Raw genomic sequence first — 22592 nt, forward strand, 5'->3', positions numbered from 1 at the left:
AAGCTTTTTATGTTACATTAGACCTTTTTTGAAACTTTGTCATTGTTGTAAGCTATAATCTAAATAGATCTACTTACAATTTAAAATAAGTATATATTTTATCGAAATATATGCTAAACTGCCATGCTTTTTTCGTTGTCAAATGTGTGATTTTCTTTACAAGATTAGATACATGCTTTTTTAAGGCACTATGGCTTACTTTAGTGATGTTTTCTAAATTCTTAATTATAAGACGTACATGGTGTTTACCAAGTAAAATTGACATTTTAGCTGAAAGTAGCGGCAAACAGGAATTCAATGCTTTTTCATGTGCACCTTTTTTTAAAATGAGACTTCTGCTTTTGTAGTGACCTTTGAAAGAAGGTAAGCCGTATGCTAAAGTTACATCTGCATTCTCTTTAGAGACGTTAAGTACAATGCAAAGTTGAGTAATATCCCTTGTTACTTTTAGTTATTCTCTCGAGAAAACTGTAAGTCAAGTAGACATGCCCTAATACCTCTAAAGAGGTGGATAGCTAAAAAAGTAACTGTAAAGATAACGATAATTAACAAAGGGTGTAATAATTCAAATTCTAATATTGCTAGCTGATTCAATAAATAAGTTCTTGCATCTTTATCACTGTTTCAAAAATTATGCTTAAACTTTTTTCAGGTTTGTCAAATGCCTAAATATAATTAGGAGGTTTTTTATATTCTTTATTTCTCATATAACTTTAATCTTTATATGAAAATTTATAAACCAGATATGAAATTGCTCTATAATTTTTCTGTAAATGGCATATTTCAAGATTTTGAAATACCTCTTTACATAAATGCGCATATCTAGAGCTATTTCTTGTTCGCCCCGAGAACGAAATGACTATGTATCAAGTTTAGATAGTAATTAATCAACTTCACGATCTAATAGTTTTGCTCCTTCAATGTGAATAAAAAAGGACAAATACTTCTAATTGTAGTAATTTTCTTGAGTACTTATACCTTCTCTTAAGGGCTTAATAATTACTAACAATTACGATACCTCCTTAAACTGACCAATTTCAGTAGCTAATTTTAGCATTTCGGTATTACTATGATTTTTGAAATATTAGGCATATTTGCACTTTTGTCTAGCTATATTTAATTATAGCCTATTAGTAATAGTATAAAAACGTAGAGAGTGCACTTAAAGTTAATAGGTATAAAATATTATCTTATGATAAGATTATAAGAAAAACTAGGACTTAACACCAGCCAATTTGCAGGATATGCTGAAAAATCATTCTATGATCTAAATCGTTTGTTTTACAGGTAATTTCCAAACTTATTAATTTCTCTATAAACTTCTTGAGTTCTAAAAGTTGGAAAATTTTTAGATGAGATTTAAAACTTCGTAATTGTTTAAAGAGTAACGGGGGATGCAGTTGGTTAATTGCAGCTTGTTCATTCATTCCACTTTGGATTAACAGTAAAACATTTTCAAGATGTAGGAAATAATTTGATATAATACGAATCAGTGCTATTGGTGAAAAATTTTCTTGTAATATTAATGTATCGGAAACTTTGATGAATTGTGCCATATCTCTGTTTGCTATAGCAGAGAATAGGTTATTGAGTGTAACATAACTATTGCTAGAAGTTGAAAGGCATAGTTCTATATCAGCAGGTTTAAGATCTTTTCTTTCTCCCAGATATAAAACTAATTTCTCAAGCTCTGAATATATAGGCAAATTACTATACTTAAAGTAAGATTGCAAATGATAGATTATTTCAGTTGTATATTTTATGCCATTTCGTTTCAAATAATTTAGTATTATATCGCAAGGGTTACTATTGCTGTCCTTATAGCAAGCAATGACACCAAAATTTTTTGAGCTTTCCATATAACCTTTAGTTGTAGAGTTATACGGGAGATCGCTTGCTACCATTACTACATAATGACCATTTGTATTATAATTCAACACATTCTTCAACTCTTTAGAGATTCCCCTATTTATATTTATCAGTTTAATTAATTTCTTGTTAGTAAACATCGAAATATTTACCAGCTCAGAAGATAATAAACCAGGTGATTTATCTACTATCGCAAAGTCCATTACCTGAACTGAATATTCATTTAAGCTAGCAATTACTTCTTGTGCAAAAAAATCTACTCTGTTATTATCGCTTCCATAAATTAATACACCACTTAAAGCATCAGGCTTCTCTAAGAACTTTTTAATCTTAGATGGTGTAATCCTCATATCTTTTACATGATATCATTTTTGCTTAATTAAAAAATTGTTGTATAGCATCATATGCATTACTTGCTGTATTCTGCGTGTTATCTGATTAATCTGTCTCTCTGAGAGTATATTTATAATAAAATTTTTTTATAAGGGTCAGGTATGTATTTAGAAAAAGTTCTCCTTCAGTCATATTACTTACTCATAAATTAATAACTATAACCACATATATATAATAAGAATTATTTTACCATAAAGCAACTGGAATATACATCTAATAACCATTAGATAGATCATTGATAGCCTAAAACGGAATTAAGCCAATCTATTTGATATCAACCTTATAAAATAAGCAATAATTAAGTATGTAGCTGCTACAAGTATAATTGTAGGTCCTGTTAGTAAATCAAAACTTGCAGATAATATCAGGCCTGATATTCCAGAGATCACAGAGAAACCTGTTGCGGCAATAATCATCTGTACTGGAGTTTTTGAGATAAGCCTTGCAGATGAGGCTGGTATCAATAAAAATGCAGCGATGAGTAATATTCCTATTAATTGAGCAGACACTGCTATAAATATAGCAAGAGTAATTAAGAATTCTAATCTAACCAAACTCACGTTTACTTTCTCAACTATTGCTAAATCTTGATCGATTGAAATCATTAGCCAGTAGCGCCATCTAAATGCTAATATCAGAGTAACTACTACTGAGATTAGAAAAATTAATACTATATCACTCTGTTCCAATGTTAATATATCGCCAAATAGGGAATTAATAATACTACTATTGCTAGATGGAAAAAAGGACATCAATATTAAACTTGATGATAAAACTACATTAGTAACGATATTTAATATCGTATCAACAGAATATAATCTATTAAAATTAAGGGAAAGTAGTATTGCAAAAGCAATTGCTATAAGCATTATGCTAATTGATGGACTAATTCTAAAGATCAAAGCTAGTGCAATACCAAGTAACGAAGAATGTGATAAGCTATCACCTAAATATGATAATCTTTGCCATATCATAAATGATCCTAATATACCTGTCACCAAGCTAATTATAAGTATTGCAATCAGGCTATTAATAAAGAAGCCTTGCATAAATATTTCAAACATACTACATTACTTTTAGGTAAGTAACAACAAATCTGTTTTCAGATATCAGGACATTATGTGTTCTACATGCTGCATCAGTTGTCATAAACTCAAAGTTCAAGCCCTTTTGTTCTGTAAGGTAAGACTTTACTGAAACATTTGTTGTCTTACGTGTTATACCAGTGCCTACTAATAAAATTTCTATTTCCTCTGTTAAAAAAGACATAAAATGTTCCTTACTATTTATATTACTTTCTTTAAGTTCAATCACTTTTTCAGGGAAAACTATAACCGAGCTACAATATTCTTGATTCTTTACCAAGAATTTTCCTATCTCGTAACTATATATAAAGTTTTTACTTTGAGGAATTAAAGGGATTATATTCATAAATTAAACTATTAACTGGGTGCCACATACCCACCATTCTGGCTGCTTTTCTCTGATATTTGCTACAGCAGCTTTTGCATTTTTTTCACTATCAAACACTCCAAAACATGCTACACCACTACCTGACATGCGAGATAGTACAGAACCTTTTTGAGACTCTAATGCTAATATCACATCCTTAATTTCAGGTACAAGACTTACCGCTATTTCTTGAAGATCATTTCTAGTTTCTTTAAGGAGTCTTAATATATCCTTTCCAAGGTCATCGCTCCATTCAATTGGTTTAGAAAAATTTCCTTTATATTTTGAAAATACTTCTGGTGTGCTCAAAAACTTTTTTTTTGGTTTCACAAGTACTACACTTCTGGGCAAAGAAAATTTTTTTATGGGATATAACTCTTCACCAATACCTCTAACCAAAACTGGCTTACTATCTATGCTTGCAGGAACGTCAGCACCAATGCTTACAGCTATTTCGTTTAAGATTGATCTGTCAATTCGCCATAACTTTCCTAGTGTACGTATTACAGCTCCAGCATCTGAGGAACCGCTACCTAAACCTGCAGCAGTTGGCACATTTTTTACAACTTTTATAACGACTTTAGTACGTACAGGAGCATATCTGAGCAGTAAATTAATTGCTTTCATTACGGTGTTGTACCTGTTACTTATTTTGAGTTCAGAATTTATGAATTCGACTATAGAGTTATCGTATCTGGATTCCTTTTCACCTACCTTTATTTCTAAGAAATTTGAAAGATTAGCAAAAACAAGTAAGCCTTCAACTAAATGATATCCTATTTCTTTTTTTTCCATAACATGTAAAAAAAGATTAATCTTTGCAGGAGCCTTTACACAAAAACTTTTCATTTATATATCTTTTCACTAACACTACTTTTACAGTATATTTTACAATGCCATTTTAGTCAAATTTTATACAATTTTGCTCTTTTGATGAGATTGAATATCATAAATCCTAATTTTTCTGTATGGATAAATGCATCTGCTGGTACAGGCAAAACAAAAATCTTAATAGATAGAGTATTAAGACTTTTATTAGAAAATAAGAGAAATATTCTTTGCTTAACACTTACTAATGCTGCAGCGAATGAAATGGCGAACCGCATTCACACTATACTCAGTAAATGGGCAATGTGCTCAAATAGCGAATTAATTACACATTTGGAACAACTAGGTCTTTCCTTATTGCTACCTAAGTGTCACCACTCACCATCCCACTCTTTGATGTTATCCCAGTATTCAACACTAAGATCTAAAAAAAGTGAAGTACTTAATCGTTATGTAATTCAAGCAAGAAAGCTTTTTTCTGAATTGGAAAATCTGGGCTTAACTATACAGACCATACATGCTTTTTGTTACAAATTGATCTCTAGCTCTCCTATGGAGGCTGGTATCGCTCCAAATTATATGCTGAGTGAGTGCAAAGAATTACATTCCATAGTGTTTGAAAAAACACTTCACAATGAGGCCGTGCAAGATAGTATAAACTCTATTGCAGTGGAAATTGATGAGAATAGACTACGTGATTTGCTTTACACTTTATGTGTAAGAAGGCCATTGTTATCAACTGATTTGGAATATATCAAAGGTAAGCTGAACGTTCTAGATGAAATTCATGATTCAAGGAATGAGATAATTGAGTATGTAAAAAGATTGGTCGAAATATTAAGTAAGGGCAGTAAAAGAGATCGAAGTTATAGTGTGATACTTTCTAATTGGTGTAACGGCATAAAACTATCTACTATTCAAGTAGCTGACACTGAGATACAGAAAAAAAGTATAGATTTCGGAGTTATACACTGGGATGATTGTAAAATAGAAAACCTAGCTAAGATTTTTTTAAAATCAGAGTCGTATGAAAAAAAAAGTATATCATCTATAATAACAAAGGGTACCTCAGAGAAATTCAGAGATGCAGAATGGATAGTAGAGAATATTCAGAATATAGTATTCACTTATATAAGTAATGTTAACTCTTACAAAATATTCAAGAGAACTAGCAACTTACTCAACATATTTAAAGTATACACTAACTTGTATAACAGTGAAAAAGCAAAAAATGCATTGCTCGACTACAATGATATAATTGATTTAGCAACAAACCTTCTGAGCGATCCAGAGTATAAAAATTGGGCATTGTTTAGCCTAGATCAAAAAATAGATCACATTCTTGTTGATGAAGCGCAAGATAATAGTATTGGTCAATGGGAAATTATAACAAATCTCTGTGATGAATTTTTTACTGGTGGTAAGGAAAAACGAACCTTATTTGTTGTTGGCGACATAAAACAATCTATTTATAGATTTCAAGGAGCAAATCCTCATCTGTTCAACTATATGCAACAATACTTCCATGCAAAAACTGGTGACAGAGACTGGATATCATGCCAACTTAAAAAATCATTTCGCTCAGCTCCAGAAATTTTAGTCTTTGTAGATAGAATATTTAACAACTTTCGTGAGGAGGTATCTTTTATTAATAGTGAAATAAAACATATTCCGCATAGAAAAAATGATCAAGGGTACATTGAAATTTGGCCGTTATTACCAAGATGTAAGGAGGAAGAACAACAGGCCTTACAAATCCACTTAACAGATAAGAAAGATCATGTGATATCAGACCGACTACTTGCTCAAACAATAGCTTATAAAATTCATAATTGGTTAAGCAGAAGGCGGATTTTAGTTGCTAAAGATCGCCATATAGAACCAAGAGACATTATGATCCTAGTTCGACAAAGAAATGTGTTAGTTGATTATATAATAAATGAGCTTAGAAAAGTAAACGTGCCGGTTGTAGGACGGGACTATTTTAGGATTATGGACTACATAGTTGTGCAGGATTTAGTAGCTTTAGCTGAATTTTTACTTCTTCCTACAAATGATTTGGCTCTTGCAAATGTTTTAAAATCACCGCTATTTGACTTTACTGAAGATGATTTATTTAATATTGCATATAATCGCAAAGGACAGTCGTTATGGGAAAGACTTCGTGATTATTGCGGGGTTATCTATAGCGAATTAAGTTATCTAATCAATTTATCTCGTACAGAATCGCCTCTTACGTTGTTTACGCATGTAATGCGTACAGGTAAGAAAAAATTTGCTGCAAGGCTTGGTCTCGAGTACTTTGAGGTTCTGGACGAGTTCATAAACCTTGTGTTACAATTTGAAAACCCGTCTCTTCAAGCATTTATTCAGTGGATTAAGGAGAATAACCCGGAAATTAAAAATGATATGCAATCAAAGCGCAATGCTGTGCGAATAATGACAATCCACAAGTCAAAAGGTCTCCAGGCTCCTATAGTGTTCTTGGTTGATACAAACACAATACCAAGAAATAATGAAAATATTATTTTCGATGCAATGGAAGCACCATTTTGGTGTGGAAAGAATAGCAACGTTTATTGCGATCGAGTAAAGAGAGAGAGGAGAGTGGAAGACTATGATGAATATCTGCGTTTGCTATATGTAGCACTTACACGTGCTGAAGATGAATTATATATTTTAGGTAAAGAGCCAGTGCAAAAAGGTTCTTGGTATGATCTGATTACTAAGCGTCAAGAGTTATATGAAAAGAAACAAGCTTGGTTACAGCCGATATTTAAAAAAAAAATTGAAGTATTATGCATAAATGCAAACTATCCTTACGCTTATAAAAAACTAGATTATTTTGATGACTCAGTGATTTCGCTTCCGTCAACACTGGCGATATCATTTCAAGAATCTAGAAAAAAAGAAGGAGAATTAGTGTCAACTATTTACTCTCCTTCCCTGTTTCAGGGTGTGACACTGGAATCCAAAGAAAAAGAAGCTCGGATCCCAGTGGTAGCTACTTGGAATGATAGAGGAAAGAGCATTGGGATGACAGACGGTTGTACAAGAGGCTTAATAATTCACAGTATGTTGCAGTATATGCCTAAGATAGAGAAAGATAGAAGAAAGAATTGGATTAAGAAGTACCTTGATAATATAAGCACTAGAGAAAAAAAAGATGAGATCTACAGTAAAATATTAGCCTTTAATAAAAAATATGATTACCTATTTGACTTAGAAGGTAAATCGGAGATTATGCTGAGTGGAATGATCGATGGTGAACCAGTACTAGCACGATTGGATAGGTTGTGCATAACGCAGGATAAAGCAATCATAATTGATTACAAATTACACCGTAACATTTCTGCTTCTTCATTAAATGAAATAAAAAAGCAAATGTTGACCTACAAAACCCTAGTACAAGAGGTATATCCGAATAAGCAAATAGAGTGTATGGTTATTTGGATAGAAGATTTAACCCTGCAATCTGATTTTTGATGAAACTTGAAATGCTATTTACCAATTAATATACATGCATTTCCTTTTTTTGAGAGTTTATAGTATCAAGCTTAAGGTTGTTATCCTCTATGTTATACTAAATATAATATATAATCTTATAAAAGGGGTGTATAAAAATGGCTTTTTTTAATTAAACGTTCTTTTAGACACAAAATAAATCAAAAAGAAGGACTGTATAAAAATACATTTATAGATATGTTGACATTTGAACACTATATAATAATAGCACAAGGACATTTAGCTAATCAAAAGAGTGCACATTTTATAATCTATTTACACAAGATAAATAGTTTAACGTATTGTATTAGTGTTTTGAAGGTCTTTCATTATTAGACAATACTTTTTACTTATGTGTAAGGTAACACGAAAATTTTTTTACTTAGGCTTTCTATACTTAATACTTACTTTAAATAATTAAGTAATTTTTCCAGTTATTGATCATAGGTAGGTTTTTTATTTTCTTTCTTATAAAACGAGCGAAGGCTTATTTCGAACAAAAGATGATAGAGGTATAGACGTATTGTTGACTATTAGGATTTTATAGTTCTTTCTAGAATTAGCATTAAAAATTTTATTTAAATTACTAAAATTTTTTATAATGCTCTTTTCTGTATGCTGAATACAAAATATGCTTTAGAACTGTATAATCAAGCAGTAATTGTTCATCATCTAGGTTAATTTTCTCTCTTAGGAGTTTTCTATATTATCTTTTGTAATTTTTCACTATTAATAAATTATTTGCTATATATCTTTTACAATAATAAATAAGATTATTGAATAAAATAATAAATAAGTTTCTTTGTTATTTTAAGATATCGATAAAAACTTGACTTATGTACTTTACATTCCTAGAATCTTTGTTTTAGTCTTACTCATAATGTCAATAACAGTATTAAGTATACTACAAATAATATTGGTTGTCATTTTAGCAACCTTAGTGCTTTCGCGTCCTCCTGGGAGTAGTTCATTAAGTGGTTTTAATAACTCACAACATGGACTCAATTTAATGGTTTCAGTGAAACATTCAGCAAGTCTGCTTAGCAAAATAACGGCTATAGTTGTTGGGCTATTTATAGCAAACACATTATTATTGTCAGGATTGTGTTCAAAAAATGTACACAAAAAGTCGATTGTAGAGAAAATTATATCGGAAAAGAAACAAGAAAATGAATCTACTTCCGTTCCTTTTGAAGATTAATGAAAGAAGCTAAATTTATCTTTGTAACAGGTGGGGTTGTTTCATCCATTGGCAAGGGTTTAGTCTCTTCAAGTATAGGTGCGCTTCTTCAAGCTTATGGTTTTAAGGTATGTATTAGAAAGCTTGATCCATATTTGAATATTGATCCTGGAACAATGAGTCCAACTCAGCATGGGGAGGTGTTCGTTACCGAAGATGGTGCTGAAACTGATTTAGATCTTGGGCATTATGAACGTTTTACTGGAATTAAAGCAACTAAAGACGACAATATAACAACTGGTAAAGTATATCACGAGTTGCTGAAGAAAGAGAGGCGTGGTGATTATTTAGGTAAAACTGTACAAGTTATTCCTCATGTAATAGATTTGATTAAATCATTTATTTTTAATGGTACGGAGGACTTAGATTTTGTAATATGTGAAATAGGTGGAACTGTAGGCGATATTGAAAGCCAACCGTTTTTAGAAGCCATACGTCAAACCAGTTATAAGTTTGGAAAACAAAGAGTTATCCTTATTCACCTAACCTTAGTACCATATCTAACTGCAGCGCAAGAACTAAAGACAAAACCAACACAGCATTCAGTTCGAGAGTTAAATTTTGCTGGGTTACAACCAGATATTATATTATGTCGTAGTGAGAAGAAAACCTCTGATGATCAAAAAAGAAAAATAGCTAACCTTTGTAATGTCTCATTATCTAATGTAATATCTGCTCCTGACGTGAATCATATATATGAGTTGCCGGTCTTATATAATCAATCTGGGCTTGGTACACAAATTCTAGAACACTTTCATTTAAGTAAACCACAACCAAGCTTAACTGAATGGGATCAAATAGTACTTTCTATAAGAAACTCAACACAAGAAGTCACTGTATCTATAGTAGGAAAATACACTGAATTCCCTGACGCATATAAATCATTGGTTGAAGCATTGAATCATGGTGCAATTAGTAACAAAGTCAAAGTAAAGATAAATTGGGTTAACTCGAGGGAAAAAAGTAAAGAACCTATTGATGAAAAATTTATAGGAGAAAAGCTACAAAATTCTCATTCAATCCTTGTGCCAGGAGGGTTTGGTGACGATGGAGTAGAGGGTAAAATATCAGCAATAAGTTACGCCCGTAGGCATAATATCCCATTTTTTGGAATATGTCTTGGTATGCAGCTTGCAGTTATTGAATTTGCTCGCAATGTCATTAAGCTTGAGGATGTACACTCTGAAGAATTTTGTACCTGTAAGCACCCAATTATTAAGCTAGCTGGTGATAAGGGCGTTGATATTGGTGGAACTATGAGACTTGGAGCGTATAAATGTAATATAAGAGCAAATTCTAAAATGGCAGATGTATATGGTAATACCACTATCTCCGAAAGGCATAGGCACAGATATATAGTTAATTTGGATTATAAAGATGATTTAGAAAAAAATGGGCTAACATGCAGCTGTATATCAGAAGATGGAACATGCATAGAAGCAGTAGTGTTAGATAATCACCCATGGTTTACTGGTGTACAATTCCACCCAGAATTTCAATCAAAGCCTTTTTCTCCTCACCCTCTTTTTGTATCCTTTATTAAAGCAGCAGTCAATAAAATTAAAAGAAAGAAGACTAAAAGAGAAAATGTTTAAATATCGATACATGGAGCTTGCCGTAGAGCAAGCAAAAATTGCTCAGAAAAATGACGAAATTCCTATAGGAGCTGTAATAGTCAGTGGAAACAATATAGTTTCTTTTGCACACAATATATACAATGATCCAACTGCGCATGCAGAAATGTTAGCAATCAGACAAGCATGTAAATTGCTTTCAACACCAATACTTTGTGATGTCGATATGTATGTGACATTGGAACCGTGTCCGATGTGTGCTCAAGCCATCTCTTTTGCAAGAGTTAGAAGGGTATACTTTGGAGCTTATAATCCTAAAGGTGGAGGAATTGAGAATGGTGCTAAAATATTTCAATTTTGCAGCCATGTACCTGAAGTTTACGGTGGGATATTAGAAACAGAATGCTCTTTTTTGTTAAGGGATTTTTTTGAAAAGTTAAGGACTTAGTTTAGGTTACCAATTAACATTAAATTTTTCTGTCACTTCAACACACTGGTTAAAATCAATTGATGAGTGTTCTCAATTTTATAATTTTCAATTTCGCGACCCTGTTAACTTAGCAACGGTAACAACGTTTATACCATTAGCAAGTGGTATTGCTACTTCAGTTTTTCCTTTCTCTATACCGATTTCTATATCTTCCTTTATTGTTTTTTCTATATTCTTTTAAAAGAGCAACAGCGCTCTACTAGCTTGTTAATTGTTTTGCTTCATTTTAAGGGAATTTAGGTAATTCAATAGATATAAATTGAAAGTCTTGTAAGCTGTACTTATTAGTTTTATTATCTCAGAAAATAAAACACAGCTCGAGGTTCAATAAAGAAGACCTCTTAAAATAAGCTGTGGCAGCGTAATATTGAGTGCGTTTTTAAAGCTTTTATTATGAGTAAGCTATATTTCTGACCATAAATCTGTTATCAACAAAACCTTGATATTAGTATACCTTAAAATATCGTTCAAAAGATGAACAAGGACATTTTTTTTCTCTGTAACAAAGACTTTTTTGAACTTCAGACCCAGTTTTGGATCGAGGAATTTTGAAAAGGTTACACTAAACCAGTTTAAAAAGTACTATCAATAATATGATACTTTCTATAAACATTTAATCACATTTTTTAACTTGCAATTTTGAATTAACTTATAACGTGTATAGTTTATATCAGAATTTTACCAGTCGCATTTTTTATCCTGCGGTTTTATTTGTAATATTGCCACTAAACCGACTAATAAACAGAGAACTATATAAAGCCCAGCTGCAAAGTTTACTTGAGGAAATGTTATAGTAAACCAAGTGCATATCATAGGAGTAAATCCACCATGAAAAGCAAAAGAGATATTGCGTGATAAACTCACTCCACTGAATCTAACATTGGTAGGAAAAAGTTCAGATGCAACTATTCCTATAGGGCTTATACCTTTTTCTACTGCAGAAAGGACCATTATACTAAGCATAATTATGAGATAACTTTTATAGTAGTACGCAATAGATAATATAGGGCAACATAGTACCATTGTAATCACTATAAACAAAATCGCAGTGCGTTCTTTGCCTATTCTATCGGCTAACATTCCAAGCGCTATTGCGAATATTGGCATTAGTATACTGGTTATAATCAACATAATCTCATTGACGTATGTTGTTACATATGTTTTAACTGATACTGTCTCTTTTGCAAGAGTTCGGAGAAATATGGTAAATCCAACAATAACATTAACTGGTACTGATATTAAAACAGCAAGTATAAGACCTCTCTTATAGTGTTTTATAAGCTCTATTATTGGTAAATTTGGTAGATTTTTTTGCTTTTGATCCTTTTCATACTCTAAAGTTTCTTCCAATGTATATATACTACATGTGCTGATTAACCCTAAAATGGCTGAGAAAGTGAACGGCAGTCTCCAACCCCAAGTGTTAAAATCAGTGTTTTTCTTGCAGATGATTACTATCATTACAGAAAGCAAGATGCCAATAGAGCGACCTAAACTTGTTATTCCACAAAACGCCCCTAGCTTTTTCTTATCAGGTAAGTGCTCTATTAGATAAACAGAACTGCCTCCTTGTTCAGCACCGAACGCAATTCCTTGTGTTACATGGATTGCAAGAAGCAATATAGTAGAAGTTATACCTATTTGATTATAACTTGGAATAAATGCAATGAGGCTAGATGGAATCGATATTAACAAGATGGCAATCATTAATGCCATTTTCCTTCCGTACCTATCACCAATATGACCGAATGCAGATGCGCCAAGTGGTCTTACCATCGCACCCAAACCTGCAATTCCAAATAATTGGAGTATGTTGTAGTAAACATCCTTTGCAGAACAAAACTCCCTGCTGATTATATTAACCAGATCAATAAAGAGCATATGATCATACCATATTGTGACTTTGCAGAGTATTATTGCTAACAACGTTTTTGTTTGCTGATTATACACTAAATTTAACTTATAAATATTTGCCTATTCCATTGTGGCTGTTTTTTAGAATTTAGTAAAGCTACAACCTTAGGTTGTGGAATTAACTTTTTATTATAGTATGTAATAATTGAGGTTATTAAAAATTTAGTAGTAAGGTTAAGAGATGAGCCAATTGTAAAAAATCAGTATTATGAAGCATAGTTTCTAACAACCTCAACATCACTGAATTCAAGAGCTTGACCATTTATGATTTGGAATCTTTCGTGTCCTTTTCCTGCGATCAACAGGATCATGCCTTTATTGTAAGAAATATCTATACCTTTTTCTATAGCTTCTTTCCTATCTTCTACCTCTACTGCATCAGGACAATGTAGCAAAATATCACGACGAATTTCTGTTGGATTTTCATCACGTGGATTATCATTTGTGATTATAACTTTCTCTGCATACATTTGTGCTATTTTACCCATTTCTGCACGTTTTGCCTGATCGCGATTACCACCACAACCAAAAACTAGAACTATTTTTTTATTGAAGTGCCATTTTAAAGACAATATCGCTTGTTTAAGTGCACTTGGAGTGTGTGCGTAGTCCACAAACACAAAAGGTTTTACCTTTTCCATTCTTCCCGGTGGAGAAATAAGCTTATCTATACACATTTTTTTGTAATCCAACCCAGACGAGATAGCTATACCGATTGCACACATTAAATTGCATGCTTGAAATTGTCCAAAAACTGGAAAAAACACGTTATAAACCTCATTACTGATTCTAATCGTTAGGTATTGGCCATTTAGTGCTGGTACTTGCTTTATTAAAGTAATGTTAGAGCTTTTTTCCCCATAAGTTATAACTTTGTTGCCACGTTTTTTAGCTATCTTAAGTAATGCATAGTACTTATCTGTATTTGCATTTAAAATTACTGTTTTTTCTTTTGATAGTACCTCATGAAATAACCTTTTCTTAGCCTTAAAATATTTGCTGATGTTCTGATGATAATCTAAATGATCTTGTGAGAGATTTGTAAAAGCCGCAGCAGTTAACTCAAGTCCATGAATTCTGTACTGATCAATTCCATGACTTGAAGCCTCTAATGCTAAATACTCTATACCTTTACTATTTATATCACATAGTGTTGCATAAAAGTCATCTGCATCTGGAGTGGTAAGGCTATTATGATTAGCTTTCCTTTCATTATTGGTATACATTCCAAGTGTTCCAATAGACGCCGCATTATAGCCAGCATTTTGCCAGATCTGACAGCAAAACTCTATCACTGAAGTTTTGCCATTCGTGCCTGTTACAGCAGCAGCATATTTAGGCTGTTTGAATTGATAAAATCTGCTAACTATTTTGCTATATATTTCTTGAGGATTTGGGTGAAGAATATAAATTCGAGAGTCATGTACCATAAAATTTGCTATTATAGCTGAAGTTTTTATATCACTTATACACTTTTCATGTTCCTTTGATATACAAACAAAAAGGTAGCCTTCTTTGACTCTCTTAGGGTTACACGTGACACCTTTGATTTCAATATCAAAAGTAACATCAATAATGTTATACAGTAACTCCCTCAGTTTCATGCCTTACTTCATCAGCTTAAAAAGCTAAACATGGCAGCCTAGCTAGTGCGGCATCTAAGTCAGAGATTAGATCTTCAGGATCTTCTAGTCCACAAAATATCCGCACGAAACTTCCATCATAATCCAAATGCATTATAGATCTTGGCATAGATGTACGATTTATTGGTAACATTAAACTATCGCACCCTCCCCAAGAAGCACCAATACTAAAAATTTTCATATGATCAACCATGTAACTGAGCTCTTCACATAAATACTCTCTATCTAGTACTATACTAAATACGCTACCTGCTCCTTTGAAGTAATTTTTCCACAACTCGTGCTGAGGATGAGAAGGAAGCGCTGGATATAAAACCTTTTTCACTTTTGGATGCTTCTCTAACCATTTTGCTACTTTCATGGCTGTGCTTTGATGCCTTTTTATGCGTATATGCAATGTTCTAAGTCCCCTGTGTGCAAGGTAACAATCGTGCGACTGAACAGTGACTCCATAATTCTTATAGCTTTCATAAAGTAATTTAAAAATTTCACCTTCTGCAACAACGGCTCCCATCAATAAATCTGAGTGACCGGCTATATACTTTGTAAGTGCGTATAGAGCAACATCAATCCCATAATCAAGGGGTTTAAATAACAAGGGAGTAGCCCATGAATTGTCACAAACGGTTATGATTTTATGTTCCTTAGCAATTTTTACTATATGCTCTACATCCGAAATCTCAAACGTCACAGAACCTGGAGTTTCAATCATTATCAATGAAGTATTATTCCTAATCAAACTGGTTATACTCTGCGTTGGATCATAAAAAGTTACTTTTACTCCTCTTTTTGGTAGCTCACTTTCAACAAATCTTCTAACTCGGTAATAACTATTATCTTGAACCAGAATATGCGAGCCTGCCTTAGCAAAAGTCAGAATAGCAAAAGCAAGCACAAACAACCCAGAAGGGTAGATCAATGCTTGTCCCCTACCTTCAACTTCAGCAAGCGCATTTGAAAGATAATGAACAGTGGGAGTACCAACATTACTATAACTGTAATCCCTTAACACACCATCGTTGATTACATCATATATGCTCTTTCCGTTTGCTGCATTTAAGTAGTCCTTGTAAGTAGGAAATAATATAGTAGAAGAATGATAAATTGGAGGGTTCATAGAACCTTTATAGTCATTGAATTTTCTTCCTGCTTTAATCAATAAAGATTCTTCTTTCATACTTTTGCTATTTGTTTTTAACATTGTATTCGCTTTGCGTATAGAAATGAAGAGAAATTGCATGTATTAGCTCTATTTCGCTTTTTAGTAATCCATAAATCAATCTGTGTCTTTTTAAAGCGTTCATTCCGATAAAGCTATTAGATATCAATATTAGCCTGATGTGTGAAGGTAATGCTGAAGATGAAGCAAAATAATGATCTGCATGTTCTATAGACTCATCAATAATATCAATATCAATTATATCTATTGAATTTCTTATTTTTTCTTTTATCACTTTAATGATACTCATATTGTTGTTGAAATGTTGAACCTCATGTAAAACTATTTAATAAAAATTAGAACCTTTCGTATAAAAAAGACAAATTGCTATAGCAAGAACATCAGCAGCATGGTGACACTTTATATTTAAGTTGTCAACCACCTATCTCACTATAAATATAATCTGATCTTTATTAGTGTGGCCATTTCAGTAATACTTTTTTACATAATTTACGTCATATTCATTTATGATCAGCTCTGTCATTTCTAACACTAAAATTATGATTTCTCTTGCATATTGTAAAATTAGCGAAGATTTTTAGATTTTTATTAACAAAAATTCTCTCCACTGAGCTTCATTTGGAGAATATAAAGAAATTAACTTTTTAATTATTCAAAAATTATATGCAGGTGTGTTTACCTACGCTGAGCTTCTGTTGGTGATGTAATATTACTACCCAAAATTCAATACTACTTTTTTTACTTAAATTAATAATAATCATCTAGTCTTTATTTATCCGTGATCAAGATCTATTATTTTAACTATTCAATAAACGCTTAACCAATATACAAACACAAACACAAATATCCAGACTATATCTACAAAATGCCAGTACCAAGAAGCAAATTCAAAGCATAAATGGTTCTGAGGTGTAAATTGATCTTTCTGCGCTCTAAATAAACACACTAATAAGAATATTATTCCTATTATAACGTGCACACAGTGAAATCCAGTAATCATATAAAAATTGGATACATAGATTAGCTTTTCTCCTGTTTCTTGTAGAGAAAAACTTGCCTCATGATACTCTATTGCTTGCACTATTGTAAAAAATACCCCAAGCAATATAGTTATAGACAACATTTTAACCATATTCTCTTTATCATTTTTAAGTAAAAAGTGATGTGCCGAGGTGATTGTTGTACTAGAAAGTAATAATACTAATGTATTCATGAACGGTAATGACCACGGATTAAGAGGTAGAATTCCTTTAGGAGGCCATTTAACTTTATCTGTGGGAGAAAATCCTTCAAACAAAAAAACTGGATCAAGCCAGGCTTTAAAGAATGAACAAAAGAACGACACAAAAAACATGACTTCTGAAAGGATAAATAAATACATTGCAATCTTGAGTCCATGTTTTACAATTGCAGTATGGCATTTATCGTAAATAGCTTCTTTTATTACGTCCTTCCACCAATAAAACAACACTCCTGATATAGTAGAGATTCCTAAAACTAAACCAAATATTCCAGAAATTTGTTTATGGAACGTGCTAACTAATCCAAGCACAAGAATAAGAATTGCTGCTGATATAGCAATTGGCCAAGGACTTGGATCCACTAAATGAAAATCATGTTCTTTACTTCTCATACCATCTTCAAGAATAGATATTAAGCATACAGATTAACTTAAAATTGTCAATGTTGCTTAAGAAATTGATTAAATTTTAGGAAATTGCATGTGTATTGTTAATAATCTAATTCATATTGTATACTTATTTTAAATAGCTCAAGCATTCTGTTTCTTTCATTCTTACTAAATTTTTATAATACCCACCAACAATATTTCCTAAAGTGATACATCCGTCTATCCTCTTCATATCTATTATTTTCTTAAATCTACTTCCTATATTATCAATGATAATCTTGCATATAAATCTGTAAGACTACAAAACTATTATAGTTTCACAAATATCTCTTATATATTGATCCTTGTGTCACTTTGGTAATAGAACTTAAAATTTTCCATGTTTAGAATACTTTAGAATACTGCTCATTAATTTAATATTAAAAAGTTAACTAACAGCAATTCTTGGTTATATTATTAGGCATATAAAAATACTAAAAAAACTAGGGTTTTGATATGAATAATTCTATGCTAGGTTAGCATTAACAAGTTGTGCTACAACCATTATTTCGTTCTAAAACTCTATTTCAAGCTGCAGCCTATTACAAAAGATTCTAACATGTTTTTTCGTTCATCATTATTGTATTTTTTTTATACAGACAGACTGTTCGTGATCTTAATCATATTATCTCGTATTATCGATTATGTTATTTATTATATCAGTGCTAAAAAAGTCTATATCCATTTCTGATATTTGTTGTTAGTAGTAGTGTTACCTTTCACAATATGGCAAAATAACTCTTTAATGTATAAAGAAGCATGAGCAAGGTGCTGCTCAACTTTCAGTAACAGAATTATGATATGTAATATGCATAAGGAAGCTAATAAAAGCTACTAAGCAAGACCATGACTTTTCATAGTTATCAGATAAGTTACAACTTGTGAGCAAAAGTACTACCAACTATATAAGTTGGCCTATTTATTATCTCAATGTATCAACTTTAGTTACAATAGTTAATAAAGCACGAGTGCAATGATTTAACTATATATAAAAAAAAACTGCTGGTAGTAGGATTTGAATTTTTTATAGTCTAACGCGTTGTTTGCTAACTCAATCTTGAAAAGGATGTTCTTTTCCATCGATAAAATTTGATGATTCTTTTATAGCTATGTCATATAATCCTTCCTTTGTTTTGTTATGCACTTCATTGCCTCATAAATGAAAATTGCTGTTAGTATAGCATTATTATTATAAAAGTGCTAATTATACTAAGCTAGTATAGTATATCAATGTTAAGTTAAATCAAAAACTTTGGTAGTCTAAAGAAATCTTTTTATTGCTTTCTATATTAAATTCTTTATGAAGAGCACTAGACAAATTTGTGTCTTCCCAAGAAAATCTACCATCTTTTCCTGATTTTTTACCGAAGTGTCCATAATAGGATGTACGTTTATATATAGGACGGTTAAGGGATAAATGTTTAATGATACCTTTAGTCGATAAATCTATATTACTTTCAATAAACTTTTTAATCCTTTTTTCGTCCACCATATTTGTACCAAATGTATCAATGTAGAATGAAGTAGGTTTTGATATACCAATTGCATAAGAAAGCTGCACAAGACAACGCTCAGCTAAACCTGCAAAAACAATATTTTTAGCAAGATATCTTGCCATATAAGCTGCAGATCTATCAACTTTTGTTGCATCTTTTCCGGAAAACGCTCCTCCACCATGTGGGATATGCCCTCCATAAGTATCAACCATAATTTTTCGTCCGGTTAATCCACAATCGCCAGCAGGTCCACCAACAACGAACCTACCAGTTGGATTGACTAGGAGATTCTCCTCAGGGCACATCCACCCTTTAGGTAAAGACGAAACTATGTAAGGGTAAATTGTTTTTCTTACTTTTAACTGATCCAGGTCTTCTGGATGTTGTATTGAAACAACAATACTTTCAGCACGCACTGGAAGATTGTTCTCATACACTAAGGTGACCTGCGATTTTGCATCTGGCCCAAGTTTTTCTTTTCTAACCGCATTCATGATGTTTTTCAGAATTGAATGCGCATAAAAAATGGGTGCCGGCATAAGGCTCTCTGTCTCTGTTGTTGCATAGCCATACATTATGCCCTGATCCCCAGCGCCTTGATCCACTCCTGCTGCAATATCATTTGATTGTTTATGTAACAATATATTTACTTCCACCTTTCTCCAGTGGAAACCATCGTGCTCGTAACCAATATTTTTTATTGTATTCCTTACGATATTTTCAATTCTACCATTTTCAATATTAGGTCCAAATACCTCTCCCGCTATAATAACATTACCTTTGGTAACTAAAGTTTCTATTGCAGTTCGTGAGTGAGGGTCAGAGAAAAGGTATTCGTCAAGTATTGCATCTGAAATTTGATCTGCCACTTTATCTGGATGACCAGCTGCAACTGATTCACTAGTTATTAAATTTTTATGTAAACTCATTCTTTAGTTTTTTATTTATACAATAAGAGTTATTATAGAAAATATAGTTAGTAATTGCTAGACGAATGGACCTTATGGTACAAAAGCTATTTCTCATGGCCTTGCTTACTAATTTGATAAACTAGACTGTATAGGATGCGTTTTTTACCGCCTTCTATTCAGTTAAGGTATCTACTGTGTTGAGAGTTAACAGAAAAATTAATCTAAACTAACAGAATAAAGTTTAATTAAGTCAATAAAAGATTTTTTATTGTCACTAGCTCCAATCAAACTCTACTAAATGAGAGGTAAAAACTTAGATGATCTTTTCTAGTTTGTGAGCGATACCTTAGTAAAGTCAAAAAGATACATTAACTAATAGGCTAATGTTTATACTATAAAATACTGATAAGGCTAATACTTTTCATGTGGCTGTTATAAATGGTTATTGAGATATTATAGAAATTTTTCTAGATGAGAGTATTATAGTGCATATGTAAATGTTTCTGACTTTTCTAAGCTTTCTGTGCGTTAAGAAGTAGGTATTACTATACTTATATTAGTATAAATCATTATACACCGCTGTATTACGCTTCCTATTATGATGAATTGGAGGTTATAAGATTCTCTTTGTGGAGGAGGATAAATGCTTATGTTGCGTTTAGCATTGATGGATCTGAGGCTTTATACATATTGCCGCTTTAAATGGAGATAAGAATGTCATAGTAGAATTTCTCCTCAATCAAAAGGATCAAATGTGTTAATGATACTGATAAAGAGAGTTTGGACATCTTTGTATTTCACTTGCTCAAGGGAAATATTTAAAAGTTGTAAAACTCTTTATTAGAAAAGGAGCAAATATTAATATTACCAGAGAAATAGGTTTACACTGTTATACTTTGCTACTCAAGAAGATCACTCGACACTGTCAGAAAGAGTTATTCAAGTGATTCGGTATTACTTTCTCCTTATAAAAAGCTATATCATACTATTAACACATTTTAAGAAAAAGCAACAAGAAAGGTTTTTATGTAGCATTTTTAATGCAGATATAAAATAAGTTCTCTAATTTACTTTTTTTAAAGGAGCATGGAGCTAAAATGTATAGTGAACATACAGTAATTACACGTAGCTTATTTCAAACTTTATTATCACAAGGCAGCAAATTGCTTCTAAAAAACTTAGAAACCTTAACTAAAATTTATAAGCGTATCGCCACAGGGTAAATGAACATCGAAAAAGTGAGAGAGAGAAACTTTCGCTTTGAGTAAGTTACTTAATAACTTTGAGAAACAGATAGACTTTAACGAACAGTTTACATCTGAGCCTAATTCAGGCTTAGTTATAAGATACCCAGTGAGCATCAAGCTATAAACTGAAACTAAAAGTAATTTTGCTATTCACTTAGTACAAGTAATCACATTGTTCCTATTTATAATAGGACTGGTAATAAACTTGCTTATTTTAATAGTAATTCAGTATCCATCTTTAGATTTGAAAGTACCGGTCAATTTATGGAAATTATAAAAAATGAGTAAAATCTGCTAACTTTGAAATAGGGGACAAAGGCTTACTTTGTCGAACACTTTGATGTTAATAAAGTTAATAGTAAATCATTCAGTGAAGATAGGTAAATTTCAGCAAACAAGATTAAGGTAAAGTGTTAATTTCTAGGAGAATAAGATAAGGAGCTTGGTCTAGAGTATTGTTATACAGTTTTAATACTAGAGAATATCTTTGTGACTTGGAAAATAGAGAGAATATAGAAGAGTAATGTAAGAATAAGATCAATTTTTTTTGAAGGCTTGAAACGCAAGCTTGAAGAAGCAGAGCAGACACATAGAAACAATTTTTATTGGGAAAGCCGGTTTGAAAGAAGCAATTAATTTTATAGCAACAAGCTCATTGCTGATTTTTTTACTGGTCTAATCCGATTAGGAAGCTAATTGTCTAAGAAAGCAGATGATAAACATGAGACTCATCTAAATGATCTAACAGTGGACAGCCAAGTTCCTAATATTTTTTGTCACACTGTTTTTATTTAATACTTCTTACTGGTGAATATATCATACTGTTGTCACTTTAAATCTGCAAAATTATTCTAACTTCTAGTTTTGATTAGAAGAAAATAAAAAAACAGGGGAATAGGGTAAACCAGGCTTTATATAGTGATATATCAGTCGCAGGCTTTGTTGTGTAGCGAGTAGTAGCAAAAGAGAAGAAAAAAAGGAAATTTGAAAGGAAGCGATTATTCTTTTGAAAAATGAATATTTTGAGAAGTAAAAGTTATTATTGTAGCAGGTTTCGAGCTATAGCAAACTAATTATAGAGAAAAGTTCAGAGAAAAAAGATTGGTGGGCCTGGGGAGAGTTGAACTTCCGACCTCACGCTTATCAGACGTGTGCTCTAACCAGCTGAGCTACAGACCCCTG

Annotated in this window: 14 protein-coding genes, 1 tRNA gene and 1 pseudogene; 4 read left to right on the plus strand and 12 right to left on the minus strand. The window is 32.0% G+C overall.

The features are described 5' to 3' along the window. Positions 1 to 1220: 1220 nt before the first annotated feature. The 4 genes from holA to WOO_RS02950 form a co-directional block, all read right to left on the minus strand. The gene (gene holA, locus WOO_RS02935) at positions 1221 to 2219 is read right to left on the minus strand and encodes a DNA polymerase III subunit delta (RefSeq protein WP_014869188.1); all 999 of its coding nucleotides are present in this window, start codon (positions 2217 to 2219) and stop codon (positions 1221 to 1223) included. A gap of 297 nt (positions 2220 to 2516) precedes the next feature. Continuing rightward, positions 2517 to 3326: a metal ABC transporter permease gene (locus WOO_RS02940; RefSeq protein ID WP_014869189.1), complete on the minus strand. Its 810-nt coding sequence runs from the start codon at positions 3324 to 3326 to the stop codon at positions 2517 to 2519. Position 3327: 1 nt separating this feature from the next. After that, complete coding sequence (locus tag WOO_RS02945; protein ID WP_014869190.1) at positions 3328 to 3693, minus strand: Mth938-like domain-containing protein; 366 nt, start codon at positions 3691 to 3693, stop codon at positions 3328 to 3330. Between the two features lie 3 nt (positions 3694 to 3696). Further along, positions 3697 to 4563, minus strand: a complete 867-nt coding sequence (locus WOO_RS02950) for a 4-(cytidine 5'-diphospho)-2-C-methyl-D-erythritol kinase (protein WP_014869191.1) — start codon at positions 4561 to 4563, stop codon at positions 3697 to 3699. 84 nt (positions 4564 to 4647) lie between these two features. On the opposite strand from WOO_RS02950, the gene WOO_RS02955 reads away from it, so the two are divergent. The 4 genes from WOO_RS02955 (at position 4648) to WOO_RS02970 (ending at position 11308) form a co-directional block, all read left to right on the plus strand. After that, complete coding sequence (locus tag WOO_RS02955) at positions 4648 to 8028, plus strand: UvrD-helicase domain-containing protein (RefSeq protein ID WP_014869192.1); 3381 nt, start codon at positions 4648 to 4650, stop codon at positions 8026 to 8028. An 898-nt stretch (positions 8029 to 8926) separates the two neighbouring features. Beyond that, positions 8927 to 9247, plus strand: a complete 321-nt coding sequence (gene secG, locus WOO_RS02960; protein ID WP_014869193.1) for a preprotein translocase subunit SecG — start codon at positions 8927 to 8929, stop codon at positions 9245 to 9247. Next, positions 9247 to 10881 carry a CTP synthase gene (locus tag WOO_RS02965; protein ID WP_014869194.1) on the plus strand — a complete coding sequence of 545 codons (1635 nt, stop codon included), beginning with the start codon at positions 9247 to 9249 and terminating at the stop codon, positions 10879 to 10881. The genes secG and WOO_RS02965 overlap by 1 nt, the downstream gene beginning before the upstream one ends. Before the next feature lie 10 nt (positions 10882 to 10891). Continuing rightward, entirely contained in the window at positions 10892 to 11308 is a 417-nt protein-coding gene (locus WOO_RS02970) for a nucleoside deaminase (protein WP_014869195.1), read from the plus strand. A gap of 720 nt (positions 11309 to 12028) precedes the next feature. On the opposite strand, the gene WOO_RS02975 is transcribed toward WOO_RS02970, so the two are convergent. From WOO_RS02975 to WOO_RS03005, 8 genes and pseudogenes are all read right to left on the minus strand, one after another. Further along, entirely contained in the window at positions 12029 to 13300 is a 1272-nt protein-coding gene (locus WOO_RS02975) for an MFS transporter (protein WP_044135432.1), read from the minus strand. Between the two features lie 170 nt (positions 13301 to 13470). Further along, positions 13471 to 14868, minus strand: a complete 1398-nt coding sequence (locus WOO_RS02980; protein WP_014869197.1) for a Mur ligase family protein — start codon at positions 14866 to 14868, stop codon at positions 13471 to 13473. Between the two features lie 16 nt (positions 14869 to 14884). Continuing rightward, positions 14885 to 16084 (minus strand): cystathionine beta-lyase, encoded by a 1200-nt coding sequence (metC, locus tag WOO_RS02985; RefSeq protein ID WP_044135510.1) that lies wholly within the window; start codon positions 16082 to 16084, stop codon positions 14885 to 14887. A gap of 7 nt (positions 16085 to 16091) precedes the next feature. Continuing rightward, on the minus strand, positions 16092 to 16376 hold the full coding sequence (locus tag WOO_RS02990) for a BolA/IbaG family iron-sulfur metabolism protein (protein ID WP_014869199.1): 285 nt from the start codon (positions 16374 to 16376) through the stop codon (positions 16092 to 16094). Positions 16377 to 16412: 36 nt separating this feature from the next. Then, positions 16413 to 16848, minus strand: a pseudogene (locus WOO_RS04330) (crossover junction endodeoxyribonuclease RuvC). 44 nt (positions 16849 to 16892) lie between these two features. Further along, positions 16893 to 17720, minus strand: a complete 828-nt coding sequence (locus WOO_RS02995; protein WP_014869200.1) for a cytochrome c oxidase subunit 3 — start codon at positions 17718 to 17720, stop codon at positions 16893 to 16895. Positions 17721 to 18999: 1279 nt separating this feature from the next. Then, complete coding sequence (metK, locus tag WOO_RS03000) at positions 19000 to 20181, minus strand: methionine adenosyltransferase (protein ID WP_014869201.1); 1182 nt, start codon at positions 20179 to 20181, stop codon at positions 19000 to 19002. A 2331-nt stretch (positions 20182 to 22512) separates the two neighbouring features. Next, positions 22513 to 22589, minus strand: a tRNA-Ile gene (locus WOO_RS03005). Between the last annotated feature and the right edge of the window lie 3 nt (positions 22590 to 22592).

The organism is Wolbachia endosymbiont of Onchocerca ochengi (assembly GCF_000306885.1).
GTDB lineage: Bacteria > Pseudomonadota > Alphaproteobacteria > Rickettsiales > Anaplasmataceae > Wolbachia.